This is a genomic window from Methanobrevibacter sp. (assembly GCF_017468685.1).
Classification (GTDB): Archaea; Methanobacteriota; Methanobacteria; order Methanobacteriales; family Methanobacteriaceae; genus Methanocatella.
The window spans coordinates 1-20427 of record NZ_JAFUHT010000006.1; the positions used below are offsets into that span (position 1 = coordinate 1).

Here is a 20427-nt window from a genome sequence, read left to right on the forward strand (position 1 = left end):
AAATATTGGTTTAGCCTATAAGTCCTCGTCACCACAGGTGGCGACTTTCCATAACTTATTATGGTCAATTAGGTGGCTTATAGGTTCTTCATCTCACTAACTAATTTTTATATACTTCAAAAATTTTCTTAGTTTCTATTAGATCAATATATTTTGAATTTTGATGTTCCACTTTTTGAAATACCGACCATGAGATTAAATCTGCAATTTGCAAACCTTTGTAATTTATTGAATCACCATGCAATATGCTTATAGTATGACCTTCAGAGTTATTTAATTTTGATGAAAACAAATCATTAAAACGATTAATGTAATCTTGATTGAATTTGGACTTGTCTACAATGATACAAGTGGGAGAAGTTATCTTTATTTTTTCAGCTAGTTTTGATGCTATTTCATCGTATAATTCATGATGATTGTAGAAATTTGGTATTTTATCCATGTTTTGTTTATCCAAGTATATTGCAAAGGCCTCATATTCACTATTATTGACTTTTTTAAGTATCTTTTGGATGATACGCTTATCTGTTTTGTTTCCTTTTATCTCAGGAGATTTATGCATAAATTTTCTATTATCTCTCCTTACTTTTTTAATAATTTTTTTAAGAGCCCCTGGACTATCCACTGCAATAGCACCCATGACAAAATGCTTAGTACTGGAACGACCCTCTCCCAAATCCCCACTTTCATCTATGTAAATATACTTCATCACAGTAAATATATGCCGACATTATTTAAAAAGGTTTTCAAAATCCCCATTATTAATTCTTAAAACAAAATTGATGCCCATTCATAAAATTAACCTCAATTAAACCCTCCCATACTTATATACTAGAACATGAATTAAAAAATATGGTAATTACTGATACATCACAAACTGAAGAAAGATAAACATTGTGAATAATATCAAAATAATAAAAAATAAATTGAATTAAAATCATGTAACTGACATTAACTCATCATTTGCTTTACAGTTTCTGCGAGTAAACAATAACTTCACCATCAACAATTTCCCAAGCGTATTTATGATAAAGTGAAACATTGCTCATGCATTTTATATAATCCAATTTTAAAACATCAGGATTATCCTTAAAATAGGCTTCCCTTGTTGATCCTTTCCCCCGACCCTGCAAATTATCAATGACATCCATATCCAATAATTCATTTTCCAATGAACCCTGATTCAACATTGACGCATGAAATTTCCTCAACATATGAGTCCTAAAACGCCTATAACCACCAATAGAACCCAAATTTAAAGAATCATTAACTAATGCAAATTTACGACCAATATAATCAACATTATACTTCAACAATGGATTACTTAAATCATAATCTTTTCTTTCAAGCTTGATTTTTGAAATAAACTGCACAGTTTCAGGATTAAGGAACGTATAATATGGCTTATCAGTCTTTGCCCGAATCAGCTTACAAGTACAAATAACATCATCATGACAAGACAAATACTTTAAAGCATCCCTGAAATTATCTTTCTTGTGATAACCATAAGTTCCTCTAAAAAGCATTTCATTAGTCATTGATTTAGATTCACTTCTAGATGAACCACTAGAAATCATTACCAAAATCCACATACGCAAATCATCATCAGCTACGCTGAAAGCCCTTCTAATCTCATCTTTAGATAATAAATCATCATAAGCAATACACTCATTCTTTTTTAAGAATTTATAGTTTAATGGTGGAAAATATGGTAATTCAATACGATTATAGTAATAAAAAGTTTTAATTTTAGTTATATTTGATTTAACACTATTCGCTTTATAATTGTTGATTAAATAATTTCTAAAATCCATAATACGATTAAATAATGATAACTGATTTAAAGGAACAAAATTTTCCTGCTCAAAAACAGCCTCATCCAATAATTGAGTTAAACTCATATTATGAAATCGACGATAACAATTAAAAGCACAAGCATATGCTTTTATTGAATTTTTAGAATGACCCGCATTCAAATGAAAATTATTTATTAAGTCAACATCTTCACAAAACATATTGTAGAAACACTCCTTTTTCAATAAATTTGAAAAAAAGAGTATTTAAAAAAAAGAATTAATAAAAGTAGAGGTTAAAAAACCCTACCCTTATTTTTTAACAGTAATTTTTACTTTTTTACTGGTTGCTTTAAAGTTTTTATTACCTGCAAATTTAATAGTAGCAGTATATTTACCTTTTTTGGTTAATTTGGTAATTTTAAAGGTAGCTTTACCTTTACTATTAGTAGTTGCCTTATAGGTTTTTTTACCTACTTTTAAAGTAACTTTAACTTTTTTAACTGCAGATTTACCAGCTTTTAAAGTAATACTGTATTTTTTAGTTTTCTTTTTAGCTTTAAAAGTAGCTTTTTTAGCAGTGATTTTAGTAGCTTTCTTAGTTACTTTAGCAGTGGTTTTAGTGGTTGTTTTAGCAGGAGTAGATGGAGTAGTATTTGATGCAGCAGGTTTAGTTTCTTCTTTAGGGAAAGTGAATTTTTGTGTAATATTTTTTGGATTGAAAGAATCACCAGCAAAACTTACAAAAATCTCATTATCCCCAACTAAATTAGAAATAACAAAAGAACCATTTTCATCAGTAGTAGCATTAGACTCTACACCATTAACCTTATAAGTAACATTAGCATTAGCAATAACTTCATTTAACTTATTTTTTAAAGTAACAGTAACATTACCATTTTTATCTCCAGTAACATTGTTTAAACTGATAACAACATCTTTAGCAAATTCTTTGTAATCCACATATGTTTCATTGTAAGCAGCACCATAAGATACAGAACGAGATTTCATCGCTTCAGACATAGCTACCCAAGTAAAATGATTTCCTGCCATATCACCATTTTCATAAAAAACAATACCTTCTTCGTTAGTATCAAGATACCAAATGAAACTAGCATCATAACTACTTGTTAATGATATTTTAGCTCCAGAAACAGGATTACCATCAGCATCTTTTAAAGTGAGTTTAAGATGAGTTCTATTAACAACTTCAATAGTTATTGTTGAATCTTCAACCGCAGGTCTAAAAGCATTTACAGTTTCAGGATTATTATTTTCAAATATAGCAATTTCATTTGCATCAATATCTATAACACCATTAATATTAACATTATCAAATTTAGAATTAGATACATTAACCCCATCTTCAGAAAGAGCAGTTTTTATAGATATTATTGAATCTGCAGTTATATTTTCAAAATTACAATTATTAAATTTAATATTATTATTTTCATATGATTCAATATATGCAAATTCAGTTTTATAATTTTTAAAGGTACAATCAATGAAATCAGTTGTATCAGTAACTGTTAATTGAACATTTCCATGATTATCATGAATTCTTTTACCAATTACCATTTTAGTATTATCAAAAGTACAATTAATAAATTTTTTACTACCATCTAATCTAACATCACCTACAATGGTCATATTAATAAAAGTATAGATTTGTTTTTGATTATAAGTACTCCACTCACTATCAAAATTTTTTATTATAACCTTTTCTCTATTTAAACCTATAATTGTAAATCCTGCATCAGGCATTGGAATATACATTTCAGGATTATTATAAGTACCTTCTTTAAGATAAGTTATTTGTCCCATCATCGCATCATCAATTAAAACCCCTTGATTAAATGAATTACTATCATATTCTCCAGATAGAATTTCATTATCAAGAATAGAACAAGATAACAAAGTATTTTCATTTAAAATCGGTGAAACAACATTTACATTATTAACAGAAGACGGAGTACAATTAATAAATCTATTGTTTGTTCCTGTTGCAGCTTGATGACAATTAACGAAGGTATTGTTTGTGAAATTATAAACCCCACTAATAGCTACAGTGTCAGTTGTAGTTGTTTTATTATGATTTTTAAAAGTATTATTAATAATTTGCAAATTAGGAATTCCACTTTCTATATCATCATAAGATGCGCTGTATGCAGCTATTGCTTGACCATATGCAGCATAATTATTAATAAATGTTGAATCATAAACTCTTAAAGCTCCACTATTTTGTGCAGAAATTGCTCCACCAGAACCTTGTGCAGGAGTTTCATTAGTCAAACTACAGTTATTTGTATTATCTTCAAAAGTAGAACCAGTAATGGTAATATCATAATTACCCATCCACCATCTTGAAGCACCAATAGCTCCTCCACCAGCACTTAACATACACCAATTTTTTTTGAAAATGGAATTACTAACTGTCAAAGTACTGTAAGTATATAATGCTCCACCATTCCATCCAGCTCCATTACCTGTGAAATTACAATTATTAATTACAGTATTAGCATTATAATGAGTATGGATTGCACCAGCCCATAATGCTGCATAATTATTAGTAAACTCAGAATCTGTCACAGTTAAAATCCCACAATTATTAATTGCACCAGGTTCTGATGATGCCCTATTATTAACAAATCTACATTTATCCACAGTCATAATAACTGCAGTGTATGAACCAGCTTTATAATTAGTAATTGCACCATAACCAACATTATTATTTGTAAAATTACAACCAACAATAGTCATAGTTCCATCAGTATTATAAACAATAGAATTTTGACCAGTACCAGTTTGAATGTTATTAAAAGTACAATTTTCTATTCTAGAATTACCCGCTAACTGAATAAGATTATTAACAGTCATATCTTTAAAATGAACATTGATAAAACTTATAGACAATGCAGAATTAGTATTTAAAAAAGGAGTTAAACTACTACTTCCACCAGTAATATAACTACTATCAGTACCAATAATAGTAGCATTATTATTAAAGGTTATTTGATAATTAGCAGAATAAGAGTCACCAGTCAATCTAATAATTTGGTCATTTGTTGATCTTGCAGCAGTATAAATACCATACCAATTACTAGCTTCAACTTCTGTTCCAGAACTTTGAAGTTCTTCTTCATTTGTTTCTTCTAAAATTTGTTGTTCCTCATTATCCCCTTGAGATATCACATCATTTGCTTGCACATCTTCAGTGATTATTTCTGAATCAGTGCTTGATGCAATATCTTCTATATCTCCAGTTGCACTTACTGCACTTAAACAACAGATAAGCACTAGGAATAATGATAAAATTAAAAGTTGTTTTTTTAATCTCATCTTATTTTCACCATATTAATTATAAAACTTAATAATCCTCCAATAAGTCGTTTATCATTAGAATAAACGACTTTAACTGTTCATTTTACATGAATTTTTCAAGAATTATTAAAGATGAATAAAAAGTATTTAAAAATTTACTTAGTATATTTAATCTAATTTTTTATCAATACTACTTTATTCATATGATATTTATTAATTTTAAATAATATAAATATGATGTTTATAAAAAAGAATAATATAGATTATTTAATAAAATAATCTATTATTTTAATTTTTGTAATCTTCTTTTTCTTCTTTCCTTCTATAACCTATAATTAATAATATTAATGCAGTTAAAACTAGTAATATTGTTTGAATATAATTTATATCTGAAGGAGATTCAATTTTTTTTGTTACTTCATATGATTTTAAATTAGAATCAGATGTGTCACTACTGCTTCCTCCAGTACCTGAAGATGAAGAAGAACTTGCAATATCTATCCCTGAAGAACCATAATTATAATTTGTTGAATTAATATTTCCACGTTTAGCTTGTGAATAACTGGATTTAGGATTATTTCCAAATAATTTAGTTTTTGTAACTCCATTATTACCACTACCAACTCCAATTACTGAATTTCCATCATTTTGTCCAATAAAGGAATTTCCTTCACCACTAAAACCTTTACCATCACCAGCATTTGGAGGATTGAAAAAATTCTTTAAATGACTGGTATATTCATCAGTACTCATCTTTTTAACTGGAAAAGAACCATCAGTATTATTGATAATAATGTTTTTACGATTTCCAAGACCTGTTATTAAAGCAGCTTTATTTCCACCAGCATGCGCTGTTTTTAAAATGTTATTTGCAATAATGGAATTAGCAACACGAGTGTTTCCTCCCAATAATGCAACTGCATATTGCCCATTAGTAGTTACGTTATTATATTGAACATTATAAGAATGTGAACCCCCAGTTTTTTGAGAATAACTTATTCCATAAATATTGGCTCCAGGAGTAAATTCATTAACTGAATTTACAATAATAGTATTATTCATTATAATGTCGTCTGAATCCTGCACTTCAATTCCACTAACTAGCGACCATGAATGTGAACTTGCATATCCAGTAACATTAATAAAATTACTAATAATTCCAACTTCTGTAGATCCATAATAATTTTGAGAATAAATACCAATATTCGGACCATTACTGATAGAACTTATATTATTAAAAGCTACTTGAATTCCACGAGCAGGGCCTGTTATTTGAACAGGATATGCAGTACCTGCTGCATCTTTACCTCCAGTTGTCTTTAAATGAATATTATTGTGGTAAATCACAACGTAATCAGATAAATACAAATCAAGACCATATAAATAATTAACGGTTCCTTTTGGAGTGATATAATCCTCTTCATATATATCATTATATTGGATAATAGCATTATTACATTCATAGATTAAACAGCTATCAAGAGTTGGTGAACCTCCAGTTCTTTTATTAACAATAGTTCTGATAGAATTATTTGACAATAATAAATTATTACAATTATCTGCTACAAAAGAAGCTACAGAATCCATACTACTTCCAATAAAAATTTCACCACTCCAATCAACATCTCTTAAAGGTAATTGACAATTAATGACATTGCCGGTAACTTTGGCGTTTTCTGTACGGATTAAAACTATTCCATAATTATATCCTTTAGTTGCGAAATTTCCAACATAATTGATAGTATTATTAATTAAATGTACATCAGTTATTTCATCATAACCTTTATTACAAGTAATTCCAAATCCAGTACCTCTTTCAGGAACATTATAATCCATAATTATGTTTTGAACAGTTACATTATTTGCTTTAATAAATATCCCTGAATATTCATTAGTTGGATATGTTTCATTTAAAACGAATTTTAAATTACTCAACATTATTCCATCAGCTTTTAAATTAAAAACAGTATTGTTAAATAATGTATTTCTTCCTGTAATTTTAGTGTTTGCGGAGTTAATGGTAATTGTTCCCTTGTCTGTGAATTCACCATCAAAAGTTATAATTTGACCACCATACTCTTTTTTTAAAACATTATCCTCATCAAAAAACATTTTATAGTTTCTTTGATTAACTACCCAATTTTTAACATCACTACTTAATTCTTCAGTGCTGATATTGGAAGAAGAATAGGGTTCTCCATTATCAACTTCAATACTTAAATTATCATTATTCTTCAAAGTCAAGTTGTCATTATCGACTTTTGAGGCAGAAATTAAACTAATACTAAATAATAATATTAAAAATATTGAAATCAATAATAAATATCTATTTAATTTCAATTTAAATCCCATTCCTTCCTTTTATTAATAATGATGAAGTCGTTTATTCTAATGATAAACAACATAATCATTTAAATTGTAAAGTAAAATTTAATAAAATTTTAACAATACGGAATAGTATTTACTTTAATAAATTATTAATTTACTTTACTATTTATTATATTTATTAATTACATTAATAAATTTTTACCCAAAAATGTTAATTTAATTCAATTAATTTTATTTCTTCAAATTTTTCAAAGAACTTGTCTAATGAAACTACACAATCCAGATTGAAGTATTTTAAAATTACAACACTTGAGCAGTCAATGTAACTTGCTTTATAAGTATTGGAATTATATTTTTTGAATATTGAAAATACTCTGTCGTTGTATCTTTCTATTTCTTGTTCGTTGAGTACTGTGAAGTTATCTACTAGGAAATAGTATGCTTTTTTGGTTATTTCGATGCTTTTGGTTTTCATCATTACGACTGTTATTACTTCCTGAAGGATCCCATTGCTTATGTAGCATTCATTTTCCAGTAGAATATTTTTATTCTTCTGGATTATGTCCCTGTTGGTGTCGTTTCTTTTAAATATTGGTATGATGAATGATGTGTCAAAAAACAGTTTAGCCATCGTAAACCAACTCGTCTATGTCCCAGTCTTCACCATCATCATCGATCATTCCAATTACATCATCCAAAGTTACCTTTTGTCTTGGAGTTAATATGATTTCATCATTTTTTATATCCCATTCAAATATAGTGTTTTCATCTATAGGGAACTCCTTGAATTCTTCTTTTATTATTTTTGGCAAATGTAGTTCATCATTGCCGTATAATTTACTGCTTGCTAAACTCATGAAAAATCACATCCCATAATATTAATATGATTATTAATATTTATTCGGAATAATATATATTTATCGGAAAAAAATTGGATTTTAAAAACTGATAAAATTATAAATCTAACTAAAAAAAATATTACACAGACAAAATCTTAACATGAAAAAAGGCATGTAAACTGATATTAATAAAACTATCTATTCGACTAAGAAAAAATAAAAAAAAGTTGTTGGTTCATAACGTTAGTTAAAACAAGCTTGAGTTTGTACCGACCAACATTTAAAGAAAAATTAATGAGTGCCTTTAATATTTAAAACATGTACTTGTCTTTTTAGAGTAACAGTTATTACAGCTTTGACAGATTGAAACTCCCTCACCATTCTCTTTCCATTCAGCCAAAAAGTCAGCTTGTGCTACAAATGGCTTTGACATTGACATGAAGTCTACTTTTGTATGGTTCAAAACATCATTCATGGATCCCATATCTCTTGAGTTTCCACCTAAAACTACTGGAATGTCAATTTCATCAATCAACTTATCGACATATACCAAAAATGGATTTTTTTCATTTCCATCATATAGATAAGATATTGTACGTGCTGTTAGCTGTATGCTATCTGCACCTGCTTTTTCAAGTTCTTTTGCAATGGCAATACTTTCATCAGCAGTTATTCCTCCTTTTCTAACGTCCCATGGATTTATACGAATGCTTACATGAAAACCTGGCATTGTCTTTTTGATGACCTTGATTATTTCTGATGCAATCCTTACACGATTTTCAGTGCTTCCACCATACTGATCATCCCTTTGATTAAAATATGGATTAATAAATCTTGTCAAATAGAAATTGTTTCCCATGTTGATTTGTATTCCGTCAAAACCTGCAAATGAGAATTTTTTAGCAGCCATTATAACTTCTGCCTGAAGCTTTCTTATTCCTTCAAGTGTCAAGTCATTTGCCTCTGCCTTCTGATTGTCCCCGTCATCATAGTAAAAGAATGCCAATTGTCCTAAAACAGGAACATTATGATTGTGGCAGATATCAGTTATCATTTGATAATCCTTGATAAAACCACGGTAATTGAGGCTTGTTGAATATGGTGCGAACCTGTCTTTTCTGTCAAGCGCAAATATTTCAGATACAATCAAACCGGTTCCTGAACTGGCAATTTTTTCATACCTGTCAAATATTGCTGGTGAGAGAAATCCTCCTTCTTCAGTTTCAGTTTCCCAAGTACCTGTCCTTACAATCCTGCTTTTTAACTTTAAATCTCCAAAATGACATTCATCAAAAATATCTTTCATAACAATCACACATTAACTACTCTTAATACCAATTAAGTTTAAAAAAATATATAAATCAATAAGTAAGTTAAAAATTACTAAAAAAAAGAAAATAGCCGGTAATCTACTTGATTACCATTAAACAATCATCAATACTTATTGCATCACCAGGGCCAATGAAGATTTCCTCCACGGTACCGTCATTTTCAGCCTGAATATCGTTTTCCATTTTCATAGCTTCAATGACACAAATGGTATCTCCTGCATTGACTTTATCTCCAACTTCAACATTGACTTTAATAATCATACCCTGCATAGATGATACAACAGCTCCTTCCTTATTCTTACAGTCGTTTTTAGGTTCTGCTTCGCCAATGTCAATGACTCCTGTAGGCAATATTTTAACCTCAAAAATATCCCCATCAACTTCAACGCTGTATTCATTTGGAATATCAGGAGCAATAATAACTTCCCCATCTGTAGGCATACGTGGACTGAGTTCTTCTTCCACTGCTTCACCTTTAAGGAATTTTGGAGCAATTGGAGGATATAAAGCATAAGTTAAAGCATCCTCATCTGATTTTACAAATCCTGCTTCTTCACCTTCTTTTTTAAACTTGTCAAATTCAGGTTCAAGCAAATCTGCAGGCCTGCAAGTAATTACCTCATCATCACCAATTATCTGTTTTGATATTTCCGGATCAACTGGTGCAGGAGGTTTACCATACATTCCTTTCATATACTCTTTAACTTCATTGGATACTGTTTTATATCTTTCTCCACCTAAAACATTCATTACTGATTGAATTCCAACTATTTGACTTGTTGGTGTTACGAGTGGTGGATATCCCATATCTTTTCTGACTCTTGGCATTTCATCCAATACATCAGTGTATCTGTCAATAGCGTTTTGCTCTTTAAGTTGTGATATGAGGTTTGAAAGCATTCCTCCAGGAATTTGGTATAACAATACATCAGTATCTACACTTTCAGATATAGGATCAAGTATTCCGCCGTATTTAACTTTAATATCTTCAAAGTATTTTTTAATTGCAGTCAATAATTTTAAATCAAGACCTGTGTCAAATTCTGTTCCTTGAAGTGCCGCAACCATACTTTCTGTTGGTGGCTGTGAAGTACCCCAAGCGAGAGGTGAAATAGCAGTGTCAAGAATGTCCACACCTGCCTGACATGCAGCATAATAACTGATTGGAGTCATACCACTTGTACAATGACAATGCAAATCTACAAGCAAACCAGTCTCTTCTTTTAATTTAGTGACAAGCTCATAAGCATCAGAGGGAGTGATTAATCCCGCCATATCCTTGATGGCTACAGAATCACAGTCAAGAGCTTCCAAATCTTTTGCAAGTTCAACAAAATTATCTAATGAATGTACAGGACTGATTGTGTAACTTATTGTTCCTTGAACATGAGCACCTTGATCTTTTGCCACCTTAATTGCTTTTTCCATATTTCTTATATCATTTAAAGCATCAAAGATTCTGAAGACATCCACACCATTTTCATAGGATTTTTCAACAAATTTTGTTACAATATCATCAGGATAATGCTTATAACCGACTAAATTTTGTCCCCTTAAAAGCATCTGTATTGGAGTGTGGTTAAATTCCGCTTTTAATTGTCTTAATCTTTCCCATGGATCTTCGTTTAAATATCTGATACAAGTATCAAAAGTGGCTCCTCCCCAAGCTTCAACAGAGAAATATCCTACTTTATCCATCTCTTCAGCAATAGGAATCATGTCCCTTGTTCTCATCCTAGTTGCAAGTAAAGATTGGTGAGCATCCCGAAGTGCTGTTTCTGTAAATCTAACTTTTGCCATTAATTACACCTCTTTCATATTTTTATTTATAAAGTAATCTTAAATTATCCAACTATAATATATGTTTTTATTATTATATAAATATACAGATTTATTTAAATAACATTTTAAAAAAATAGTTAAAATTCAAAAAAAGTAGTTAAAAATAGATATAATTCAATATCTAATCAAATAGTAAAAAAATAGAAAAAATGGGAAAAATTATCTTTCCAATTCACCGGAAATGAATTTTTCAACATTTTCATATGCTTCGTCATCAGTGTATTGAATCGGAGGATGTTTCATTGTGTATGAGGAAATTGAAGTCAATTGTCCGCCAATGCCTCTTTCCAAACCGATTTTACAACATCTTACTGCATCAATTACACAACCCGCAGAGTTAGGAGAGTCTTCAACACTTAATCTGAGTTCAATGTTCATTGGAACATCACCGAATGTACGACCTTCCATTCTAAGGAAGCATAATTTATTGTCATTTTGCCATGGGACATAATCACTAGGTCCAATGTGGATGTCACGATCATCCATTCTTTCAGTCAATACTGATTGAACAGCTTCGGTTTTGGATTCTTTTTTGGAGTCCAATCTTTCACGGTTGAGCATGTTTAAAAAGTCAGTGTTACCACCAGTATTGATTTGATAGGTTCTGTCTAATTTTACTCCCCTATCCATAAATAAACTAGCTAGTGTTCTGTGTGTGATAGTAGCACCGATTTGAGCCTTGATATCGTCACCTACAATTGGAATTCCTTTAGCCTTGAATTTAGCATCCCATTCATCATCACTTACGATGAATACTGGCATACAGTTTACATATGCAATTTCAGCGTCAAGTGCACATTGTGCATAATATCTTGCAGCCTCTTCTGAACCTACAGGCAAGTAGTTGACCAATATTTCAGCACCACTTTCCTTTAGGACTTCAACAACATCAACAGGTTCTGCATCGCTTACAACAAAAGTGTATTCGTCATCATAATTTGACATGTGTTCTGCTACACCATCCAAGACATGACCCATGCTTACTTTAACGTCATATTTTGGGATGTCTTTCTGGAATATTGTAGTACAGTTTGGTTTTGCAAAAATTGCTTCATCAATTGTTTTTCCAACTTTTCTTGCATCCACATCAAAAGCTGCAACAACTTCAATGTCACTAGGAGCATATCCGCCGATATCCCAGTGCATAAGTCCTATTGCATCTTCCGGTTTTTTACCATCATAATAATGTATTCCCTGAATTAAGGAACTTGCACAATTCCCTAATCCTACAATTGCTATTTTAATTTTATTCAATATAACACCAGCTAATATAATTATTAAATCATACTTTATAAGTTAAACATATTAATATTATTCTATTTAATATGACATATATAATTATTGATTGAAAAACTTATTTAAAAGAATTGTTGACCTTTTTTAAAAAATCAATTGCATTGTCAAAAAAATCATCCATTTCATGTTTTGAGTTGAATTGGGTTTCAATTAATCCCAATGTATCATGATTATAAATCACCTTAGGATAATCCATGTAATTAGGTCCAAACATTCTAGTTAGATGATGATTGCAATCCTTAGGGCATTTGAATTCATGTCCCTCAAATCTGATTGTGGTTAATGGGAATGTCTTATCATAATCAAAAATTCTTATCTTCCAATGAGGCACCCCTTCAATGGTGTCTGAAAACTGTTTTGTCCTTGAATCTGTAAATCCGACTTCTTTTCTAACAGAATCAATTTCATCAAGGAATTTTACCTTATCATTCAACAAATCATTGTGGAATTTATACTGCACGGCAGCAAATTTATCATAAATTTCATCCAATTTGTCATCCTCTATAAAATCAAAAGGAAAAATATCTATTTTGACATAAGGCTTTAGCCAGGCAATTTGGAGAAAATTATATTTTCCGTCAACCAAATCTCTGCCTTGTTTATCCTTAGCATCATAAGCACTCCTGAATTGATTGAAATAATTTTTTCGATTTTCCAAAAGCAAAGTTAATCCACAATATTCATCCAAACCATATTTGACAAGTTCTTCAGGCAAAACTTCTATTAACCTGTTGTAATCCTCTCTTAAAATCACCAAATCAATATCATCATCCCATGGAATAAATCCTCCATGCCTAACAGCTCCTAAAAGTGTGCCGAATCCCAACCAATAGTCAATTTCATGTTTTCTGCAAACATTATCAATAAAAATTAGCAATTCCACATATAATGACCGGAACTTAAGATGAGTGGCGCTAAAATTAAGCTCACCGTCTGATGATGACAATTCTGAAAGATATTCCTCCGTAGAAACTCCTGTGAAATTATTGATTTTATCAGTAATATCAAAACTTAATTTTAAAATTCTTGGATTGAATTTAATAAAATCAGGCAATTTAAGATAATACTTTTCTAAACCCATATTTTCACCAGATATTCAAAAATAGCTTTTTTTAAAAATAAAACTTCAATCATTATTTTTAATTACCTCCATATATAAAAGTATGGAAATATATAATATTAACAACTGAAAGATTAAACAGGAAAAAACTGTGAGATGAAATATGAAAAAAGTTCTTTACATTGCATTTAACTATAATCATGATACTGGAATTGCATCAAAAAGATTAAGGGGAGTTGCAAAATATCTGCCTTCATTTGGATGGCAGCCTATTGTAATCGTGCCCAGAACATCAAATGAAACAGTAGAAATTGATGGAGTAAAAGTCATTGAAACAGACTATCAGGACATGATTTCCAAATTTATGCCCAAATCAAATAGTACAGGCAGAAAGCGTGAAGTAAGCAGTAGAGACCAGACAAACAAGTTTATTTCCAAATCTCTTTCACTGGCAGGAGAAATATTTGCATACCCTGACAGTATGAAATACTGGAAAACCCCTGCAATTGATGCATCCAGCGAGATTATTGAAACCGAAAATATTGATGCAATATTATCCACTTCATCACCTGTCACATCCCATTTAATAGCTCATGAACTAAAAGAAAAATACAATATACCATGGATTGCTGATTTGAGAGACTTATGGAACTTAAACCCTTACATAAACCATAATCCTATTAGAAGATTCTTTGAAAAAAGATTGGAAATGAAAACATTTGAAAATGTAGATATATTAACCACAACAACTGAAATCGCCAAACAGACACTTAAAACAATACATCCTGACAAAAGAATAACACCTGTTGTGTCCGGTTTTGATCCACAAGATTTTGAAAAGACAAAACAAACACTAAAAAGTGAAAAATTGACATTGATGTATGCAGGTTCACTTTATAGTGGAAAAAGAGATCCTTCAATATTATTTGATAGTGTAAATCAGCTAATCAATGAAAACAGGATAAATAAAAATGAAATTGCCATTGATTTTTATGGAGATGAAACAAATTTAGAAGAACTTTCCAAAAAATACAATATCCAAGGCAATATTAATATCCATGGACGAATAACACAAAAAGAGGTTTTAGCTCATCAAATGAACTCGGATATTCTGCTTTTAATCTCATGGATGGACGAATCTGAAAAAATGTTCATACCAGGTAAGGTCTATGACTGCATCGGATGTAGAAAACCGATACTGTCAATCGGATATAGAGAGGGATCGCTTAAAGATTTAATTGAAAAAACAAATATCGGATATCATGTATCAGATGTTGAAGAATGTAAAAAAGCTATTTATGATTATTACACCAAATATAATAACAACAATTTAAAATATTGTGGAAATGAATTTGCAAGCGAATACTCATTAAAAAATACTGCAAAAAGATTTGCACAATTACTCGAGGAAATACAATGAACCCCTATATTGAAATTTTAAGACCAGGAAATGCATTGATGGGTGCAATATCAATTATCCTAGTTGCATTAATTGATAAAACCATAAGCATACCAGTCATACTTGCAATGATGGCCGTATTCTTTGAAACCGCCGCAGGAAATGTCATTAACGATTATTTTGATTATAAAATAGATTTAATCAATAAACCTGAAAGACCAATTCCTTCAGGTAAAATTTCACTTAAAAACGGCAGAAACTATGGATACTTTCTGTTTCTAGCAGGTACCATATGCGGATTTTTAATCAGCTTCATGACAGACAACTGGATTCCGTTTTTCATTGTACTATTCGCTGATGTCGTGCTTTACCTATATGCATATAAATTAAAATCAACACCATTGATTGGTAACCTGGCTGTTGGTTTTATGACAGGTTTTGGATTCGTATTTGGAGGATTCTGTATAAACAATCCAAACATCATAATGACTTCAATATTTTTAGGGTTCTTTGCATTCGTCATGACAACTGCACGTGAAATAATAAAAGACATAGAAGACATTGAAGGAGATAAGGCAGACGGGGCTAAAACATTACCTATAATGATTGGAACCAAAATTCCAGCATTGATTTCAGCCATATTGATTATAGTTGACAGCGCATTATGTCCACTATTATATTTTTATCACATATTTGGAATTCTATACTTAGCAATAATAGCAATTGCAGTCGTATTATTCATATATTGTGCTTTTATAATTCTCAAATCACAGGATGAAAAAACTGCAGCAAAAGCATCCAAATACTTAAAAATCGGAATGTTAATAGCATTTGTTGCATTCGCCATTGGATCATTTTAAAATAAGACAGATAAAATGTTGAAAGAGTTAAATTTAAATAAAAAGGATTATTATTACTTAATCATAATTACAATATTCAGTATTGTTTTAACAATCAATTATATAATATTTAATTCAAATTTAGGAATTTACTGTTCCGACGTTTATGTTTATCTTCTAAATTCACTTTACTATACCGGAACCAATATACGGTCAACAGGAACAATTTATTTATCCCCAGTGATATGCTTTTTAACTTCGATATTCTTCAGAATGGGATTTATTGATAAAATAGCAATATACATTGTAACCGGAGCATTTGCAATATTTGGAAACATTGGATTTTACATATTGCTTAAAAGATATTTTGATGAGACATTAAGCCTTACAGGATGCATAATCTATTCATCACTGACTCTTTATCTAACCTGGCTTGCAAATGGAACACTGGACATACCTGCAGTTTCAATGACAATATGGACAGTGCTGCTTACAATCATTGCAATCAAGGACAATCCCAAATTTTACAAATTTGCTATTTTATTTATCATTTTAGGAGTTTTTACAAGATATACTGTGCTTTTAACATTGCCAGCATTGCTTGTTTACTACATTTTTGAAAAAGGATTTAAAATAGAACGTGACGATTTTAATGAAATCAAAAAAGGAATAATTATTGGAGCGATAATTGTCATCATTACAATGGGCGCCATTTTTATCATGGGAAGTGGTCATTTTGGTGCCAGCGGACAAATATCCAATGGAATCAGCGGAGCACAAGGATCTCAAATTGATCCTGCATATAATGAGGACGTAAGCTATTACATATCCAATTTCGCGAATTTCATTTCAAATTCACATACAGTGATTGATGGAAATCCAATTCTTGAAAATCCGACACCCCTATCATGGGCAGTAATTGGAATTTTAATTGCCGGAATGGGATTATGGATATACTCCAACAGAAGAAAACTTGAAAAAAAAGATTCAATACCTGTTGCATTCTTTTTACTTGCAATTGTGAGTTTTACACACATCAGTTCCATGATAACCACCCTACTTGTTTTAGTTGGCATTTATTTCATGGGAAAAGACAGCAACAACAAAACTGAATATTTTATGTTGGCTTGGATATTTTCAAACCTGATTTTCTTCAGCTATTATACTATAAAAGTAAATCGTTACTTCCTACCCATATTTCCTGCCATAATATATTTTGTTTTGCTTTCAATAGACGCTATCAATGAACATACAAATCTTAACAAAAACATCATTCCATTAATATTGATTGCCCTTTTCATTGTACAGGCATTCACATTCACTTTTACATTTGATGAAACAAGTGAGTTTAAAACAATAGAAGACGTTTCCAATTATATCATCGACAATAATCCCGACTATAAAAACATATCAATTGGTGTTTATAATGTACGGGCATATAACTGGTGGTTAGGAGGAAATCTGCTTGCAATAGAAAGCAATGATACCGAAACGATTGATTCGAGTAATGCCACATACTATATCTCCAATAAAATATTGGATAACATTACAAACTATACAGAAATAAAAAATATTAATGACATACACATATATGAAAAAAGGGTTTAAAAATGAATATTTTACATGTTGTACCATCATTTGCTCCATGCTTTGCACATGGAGGAGTAGTCAATGCATCATACCAGATTGCAAAAAAACAGTTTGAAGCCGGACATAACGTTAGTGTCTACACTACAGACAGTTGCGATGAAAGATTGAAATATAAAGATAACTACAATGTGGATGTTGATGGAATTAAAGTATTCTATTTTAAAAATTTATCAAACACAATTAAAAACAAGATGACGATTGACACTCCGATTTCATCAATCAGATACATTAAAAAAACAATCAACAATTTTGACATAATCCATATCCATGAGCACAGACATTCCCTTGCGATTGCCACACACAGATATGCGAAAAAAAATAACATCCCCTATGTTTTACAGGCACACGGATCCGTGCTTCCATTTTTTCAAAAAGAGAAATTAAAAGACATTTTTGATAAATTATGGGGATTTGATATCCTTCATGATGCTTCTAGAGTTTTTGCCCTAACCGAAATTGAAAAGGAACAATATCTGAAAATGGGCATTTTAAATGAAAAAATTGAGATTGTACCATTAGGAATAAATTTAGATGAATACACCAACCTACCCAACAGAGGAAAATTCAAATCGAAATACAACATCTCTGAAAATGACAAACTAATACTGTTTTTAGGACGCATACATGAAATAAAAGGTCTTGATTTATTGATAAAAAGTTTCAATGAACTTAAAAATGAAAACATAAAATTGGCTATAGTGGGTGGAGATTATGGATTTAAAGAAGAACTTTTAAAGCTGATTGAAAAATATGATCTAACCGATAAAATAATATTTCCAGGAGTGCTGACTGGCAGAGATAAAATCGAAGCCATGGTTGATTGTGACATATTCATTATGCCATCAAGATATGAATCTTTTACCACAAGCGGACTTGAAGCAATGGCCTGCAGAAAGCCGTTGATACTAACAAAAAATAACCACATCCACACATGGGTAAAGGACAATACAGGACTTGTTTGTGAATTTAACGAAAAAGAACTATCAAATTCCATAAATAAATTATTAAATGATGAGGATTTATGTAAAAAATTTGGAAACACTGGAAGAGAACTGATAGAAAATAAATATAACTGGAATACTGTTGAAAAGCAAATTGAATCCATTTATGAAAAATGCATAATCAAATATTAGAAACATATATAATAATAAAAATTAAAAAGTAATATCATAAAAGCAATTTTAAGAGGATATTATGAAAGTTGTATGCTGTAAGAACTGTGGTGCAAAATACCAACTCGATGATGATGACGATATCACAACATTTGAGTGTTCTTCATGTGCTGGAGACTTAGAATACTTAGAAGATTATTCTGATAGTGAAACAGAAAATAAATCCTCATTTATTGACTCATTCAGATATGATAATTCATATATTGTTCAATGCCAAGATTGTGGATTAAAATATAAGATTAAAAGTAGCGACAGCATACTTGATTATGAATGTGACAGTTGTGGAGGATCTTTAAGATATTTAGACGATGAAATGAATAAAGAATTGGACAAATATCTTGAAGAAAGACAAAAAGAACTTGAAACCATTAGACAAGAATCTAAAGTTGAAAAACCAACATCTGAAGAACTGACAAATGAAGAACCCGACCGCTCTTTAAAATCATTTACTAATAAGCTTGGAGACTTTTTCTCTGAAGAAAATATGTTAAAAATTGCAGATGATGAAAAAAGAGAACAAGAAGTTGAAGAAACCAACCTTAAAACTGCACGAACCACAATACCTGATGCAGTATTATCCAAATTTGGAAAAGAATTTGCGGTGCCGAAAACAAATGATTATAATGTTTTAAAGAATTTCCTTAAAAATGAATTTTTCAAAAGCGTCAGCGCATATTATCCAAATGAAGAAAAAGATAAATCATCTAAAAGCATATTTGATAAAATCAGTTTATCAGAACCAGATAATGGTGAAATAATACCTGAAAAAAATTCCATTAAAAATCCCGACCCTGGTTTTGATGCAAGTAGCTTAGATACAAACAACATCATTTTGATTGTGGGAATAGGTATTTTCTTTATTAGTATTATTGAAATATTACTTATAAATAGCGGTGTGGGTATTGTTACAATATTCATTGGAGTAATAATGCTTTGTTATGGACTTTATAAGTCAAGAGATGTTAAACAAACTGAAGAAAGAACAAGAATTATCAGAGAACACTTATTAACTCTTTCTGATGAATATTATGTTTTTTATAATGTTAACACTCCTACATCCTCTTCCGGAATAAACCATGTAGTGGTAGGTCCAACTGGAATTTACGCTCTCTTATCACAAAAATACAATCCGAAACTCAGATTGGAAGCGGAAAATGAGAATTTGAATATGATTGGTTCTGCTGAACTTGATGAGGATAAGATTGAAGAGATTCCGTTTGACGGAAATAAAAGAAGATTTAGATACACAACCAAACAGGCTAAATTTTCACAGGATGATAAAATTAAACAAAAAGCATTGTCTTTAGGTGAAGATTTAATTAACTTCTTAAATGATAATAATATCAGAAATTGCTTTGTTGAACCATTAGTTGGTTTTATCAATAATGAAGTTGTTGTAATAAATATGCCATTGACTGATGAGGATTTATTTATTGAAGAGCTTCTAAATAAAATTAAAACCAGCACTATCAAATTAGATCAAGAAACCATTGACAAATGTGCTGTTTTGCTTAGTAAATATTCTGCAGACTGTTCTGCAGAAATTTAATTTCTTTT

The 20427-nt window shown here is 30.4% G+C and carries 15 protein-coding genes; 5 read left to right on the forward strand and 10 right to left on the reverse strand.

The window, feature by feature from the left end; all coding sequences use genetic code 11:
- Nucleotides 1–100: 100 nt before the first annotated feature.
- The 10 genes from IJ258_RS00750 to IJ258_RS00795 all read right to left on the reverse strand — a co-directional run bounded on the left by IJ258_RS00750 (nt 101) and on the right by IJ258_RS00795 (nt 13831).
- On the reverse strand, nt 101–709 hold the full coding sequence (locus tag IJ258_RS00750) for a DUF3800 domain-containing protein (protein WP_292801650.1): 609 nt from the start codon (nt 707–709) through the stop codon (nt 101–103).
- A gap of 259 nt (nt 710–968) precedes the next feature.
- Complete coding sequence (locus IJ258_RS00755) at nt 969–2015, reverse strand: hypothetical protein (RefSeq protein ID WP_292801652.1); 1047 nt, start codon at nt 2013–2015, stop codon at nt 969–971.
- Between the two features lie 90 nt (nt 2016–2105).
- Complete coding sequence (locus IJ258_RS00760) at nt 2106–5132, reverse strand: carboxypeptidase-like regulatory domain-containing protein (RefSeq protein ID WP_292801654.1); 3027 nt, start codon at nt 5130–5132, stop codon at nt 2106–2108.
- A 270-nt stretch (nt 5133–5402) separates the two neighbouring features.
- On the reverse strand, nt 5403–7454 hold the full coding sequence (locus IJ258_RS00765) for a hypothetical protein (RefSeq protein ID WP_292801656.1): 2052 nt from the start codon (nt 7452–7454) through the stop codon (nt 5403–5405).
- Nucleotides 7455–7653: 199 nt separating this feature from the next.
- Nucleotides 7654–8073, reverse strand: a complete 420-nt coding sequence (locus IJ258_RS00770; RefSeq protein ID WP_292801658.1) for a PIN domain-containing protein — start codon at nt 8071–8073, stop codon at nt 7654–7656.
- Nucleotides 8066–8299: a hypothetical protein gene (locus IJ258_RS00775; RefSeq protein WP_292801660.1), complete on the reverse strand. Its 234-nt coding sequence runs from the start codon at nt 8297–8299 to the stop codon at nt 8066–8068. Before IJ258_RS00775 ends, IJ258_RS00770 begins: the two co-directional genes overlap by 8 nt.
- Before the next feature lie 286 nt (nt 8300–8585).
- Complete coding sequence (locus IJ258_RS00780) at nt 8586–9587, reverse strand: tRNA-dihydrouridine synthase (RefSeq protein ID WP_292801662.1); 1002 nt, start codon at nt 9585–9587, stop codon at nt 8586–8588.
- Between the two features lie 103 nt (nt 9588–9690).
- Nucleotides 9691–11412: a sodium-extruding oxaloacetate decarboxylase subunit alpha gene (gene oadA, locus IJ258_RS00785; RefSeq protein ID WP_292801664.1), complete on the reverse strand. Its 1722-nt coding sequence runs from the start codon at nt 11410–11412 to the stop codon at nt 9691–9693.
- A gap of 201 nt (nt 11413–11613) precedes the next feature.
- A complete protein-coding gene (locus tag IJ258_RS00790) occupies nt 11614–12708 on the reverse strand; it encodes an inositol-3-phosphate synthase (protein WP_292801666.1) in 1095 nt (364 codons plus the stop codon).
- Nucleotides 12709–12808: 100 nt separating this feature from the next.
- A complete protein-coding gene (locus tag IJ258_RS00795) occupies nt 12809–13831 on the reverse strand; it encodes a phosphorylcholine transferase LicD (RefSeq protein WP_292801668.1) in 1023 nt (340 codons plus the stop codon).
- 142 nt (nt 13832–13973) lie between these two features.
- On the opposite strand from IJ258_RS00795, the gene IJ258_RS00800 reads away from it, so the two are divergent.
- The 5 genes from IJ258_RS00800 (at nt 13974) to IJ258_RS00820 (ending at nt 20419) form a co-directional block, all read left to right on the forward strand.
- A complete protein-coding gene (locus tag IJ258_RS00800) occupies nt 13974–15230 on the forward strand; it encodes a glycosyl transferase GT4 family protein (RefSeq protein WP_292801670.1) in 1257 nt (418 codons plus the stop codon).
- The gene (locus IJ258_RS00805; protein ID WP_292801672.1) at nt 15227–16069 is read left to right on the forward strand and encodes a UbiA family prenyltransferase; all 843 of its coding nucleotides are present in this window, start codon (nt 15227–15229) and stop codon (nt 16067–16069) included. Before IJ258_RS00800 ends, IJ258_RS00805 begins: the two co-directional genes overlap by 4 nt.
- 15 nt (nt 16070–16084) lie before the next feature.
- On the forward strand, nt 16085–17656 hold the full coding sequence (locus IJ258_RS00810) for a glycosyltransferase family 39 protein (protein ID WP_292801674.1): 1572 nt from the start codon (nt 16085–16087) through the stop codon (nt 17654–17656).
- Nucleotides 17657–17658: 2 nt separating this feature from the next.
- The gene (locus tag IJ258_RS00815) at nt 17659–18831 is read left to right on the forward strand and encodes a glycosyltransferase (protein ID WP_292801676.1); all 1173 of its coding nucleotides are present in this window, start codon (nt 17659–17661) and stop codon (nt 18829–18831) included.
- Nucleotides 18832–18892: 61 nt separating this feature from the next.
- A complete protein-coding gene (locus tag IJ258_RS00820; protein ID WP_292801678.1) occupies nt 18893–20419 on the forward strand; it encodes an NERD domain-containing protein in 1527 nt (508 codons plus the stop codon).
- Nucleotides 20420–20427 lie beyond the last annotated feature (8 nt).

Bases quoted from the DNA above. Each gene is read 5' to 3' on its own strand.
- IJ258_RS00750 (WP_292801650.1), bottom strand. From the start codon at position 709: ATGAAGTATATTTACATAGATGAAAGTGGGGATTTGGGAGAGGGTCGT.
- IJ258_RS00755 (WP_292801652.1), bottom strand. From the start codon at position 2,015: ATGTTTTGTGAAGATGTTGACTTAATAAATAATTTTCATTTGAATGCG.
- IJ258_RS00760 (WP_292801654.1), bottom strand. From the start codon at position 5,132: ATGAGATTAAAAAAACAACTTTTAATTTTATCATTATTCCTAGTGCTT.
- IJ258_RS00770 (WP_292801658.1), bottom strand. From the start codon at position 8,073: ATGGCTAAACTGTTTTTTGACACATCATTCATCATACCAATATTTAAA.
- IJ258_RS00775 (WP_292801660.1), bottom strand. From the start codon at position 8,299: ATGAGTTTAGCAAGCAGTAAATTATACGGCAATGATGAACTACATTTG.
- IJ258_RS00780 (WP_292801662.1), bottom strand. From the start codon at position 9,587: ATGAAAGATATTTTTGATGAATGTCATTTTGGAGATTTAAAGTTAAAA.
- oadA (WP_292801664.1), bottom strand. From the start codon at position 11,412: ATGGCAAAAGTTAGATTTACAGAAACAGCACTTCGGGATGCTCACCAA.
- IJ258_RS00795 (WP_292801668.1), bottom strand. From the start codon at position 13,831: ATGGGTTTAGAAAAGTATTATCTTAAATTGCCTGATTTTATTAAATTC.
- IJ258_RS00800 (WP_292801670.1), top strand. From the start codon at position 13,974: ATGAAAAAAGTTCTTTACATTGCATTTAACTATAATCATGATACTGGA.
- IJ258_RS00805 (WP_292801672.1), top strand. From the start codon at position 15,227: ATGAACCCCTATATTGAAATTTTAAGACCAGGAAATGCATTGATGGGT.
- IJ258_RS00810 (WP_292801674.1), top strand. From the start codon at position 16,085: ATGTTGAAAGAGTTAAATTTAAATAAAAAGGATTATTATTACTTAATC.
- IJ258_RS00815 (WP_292801676.1), top strand. From the start codon at position 17,659: ATGAATATTTTACATGTTGTACCATCATTTGCTCCATGCTTTGCACAT.
- IJ258_RS00820 (WP_292801678.1), top strand. From the start codon at position 18,893: ATGAAAGTTGTATGCTGTAAGAACTGTGGTGCAAAATACCAACTCGAT.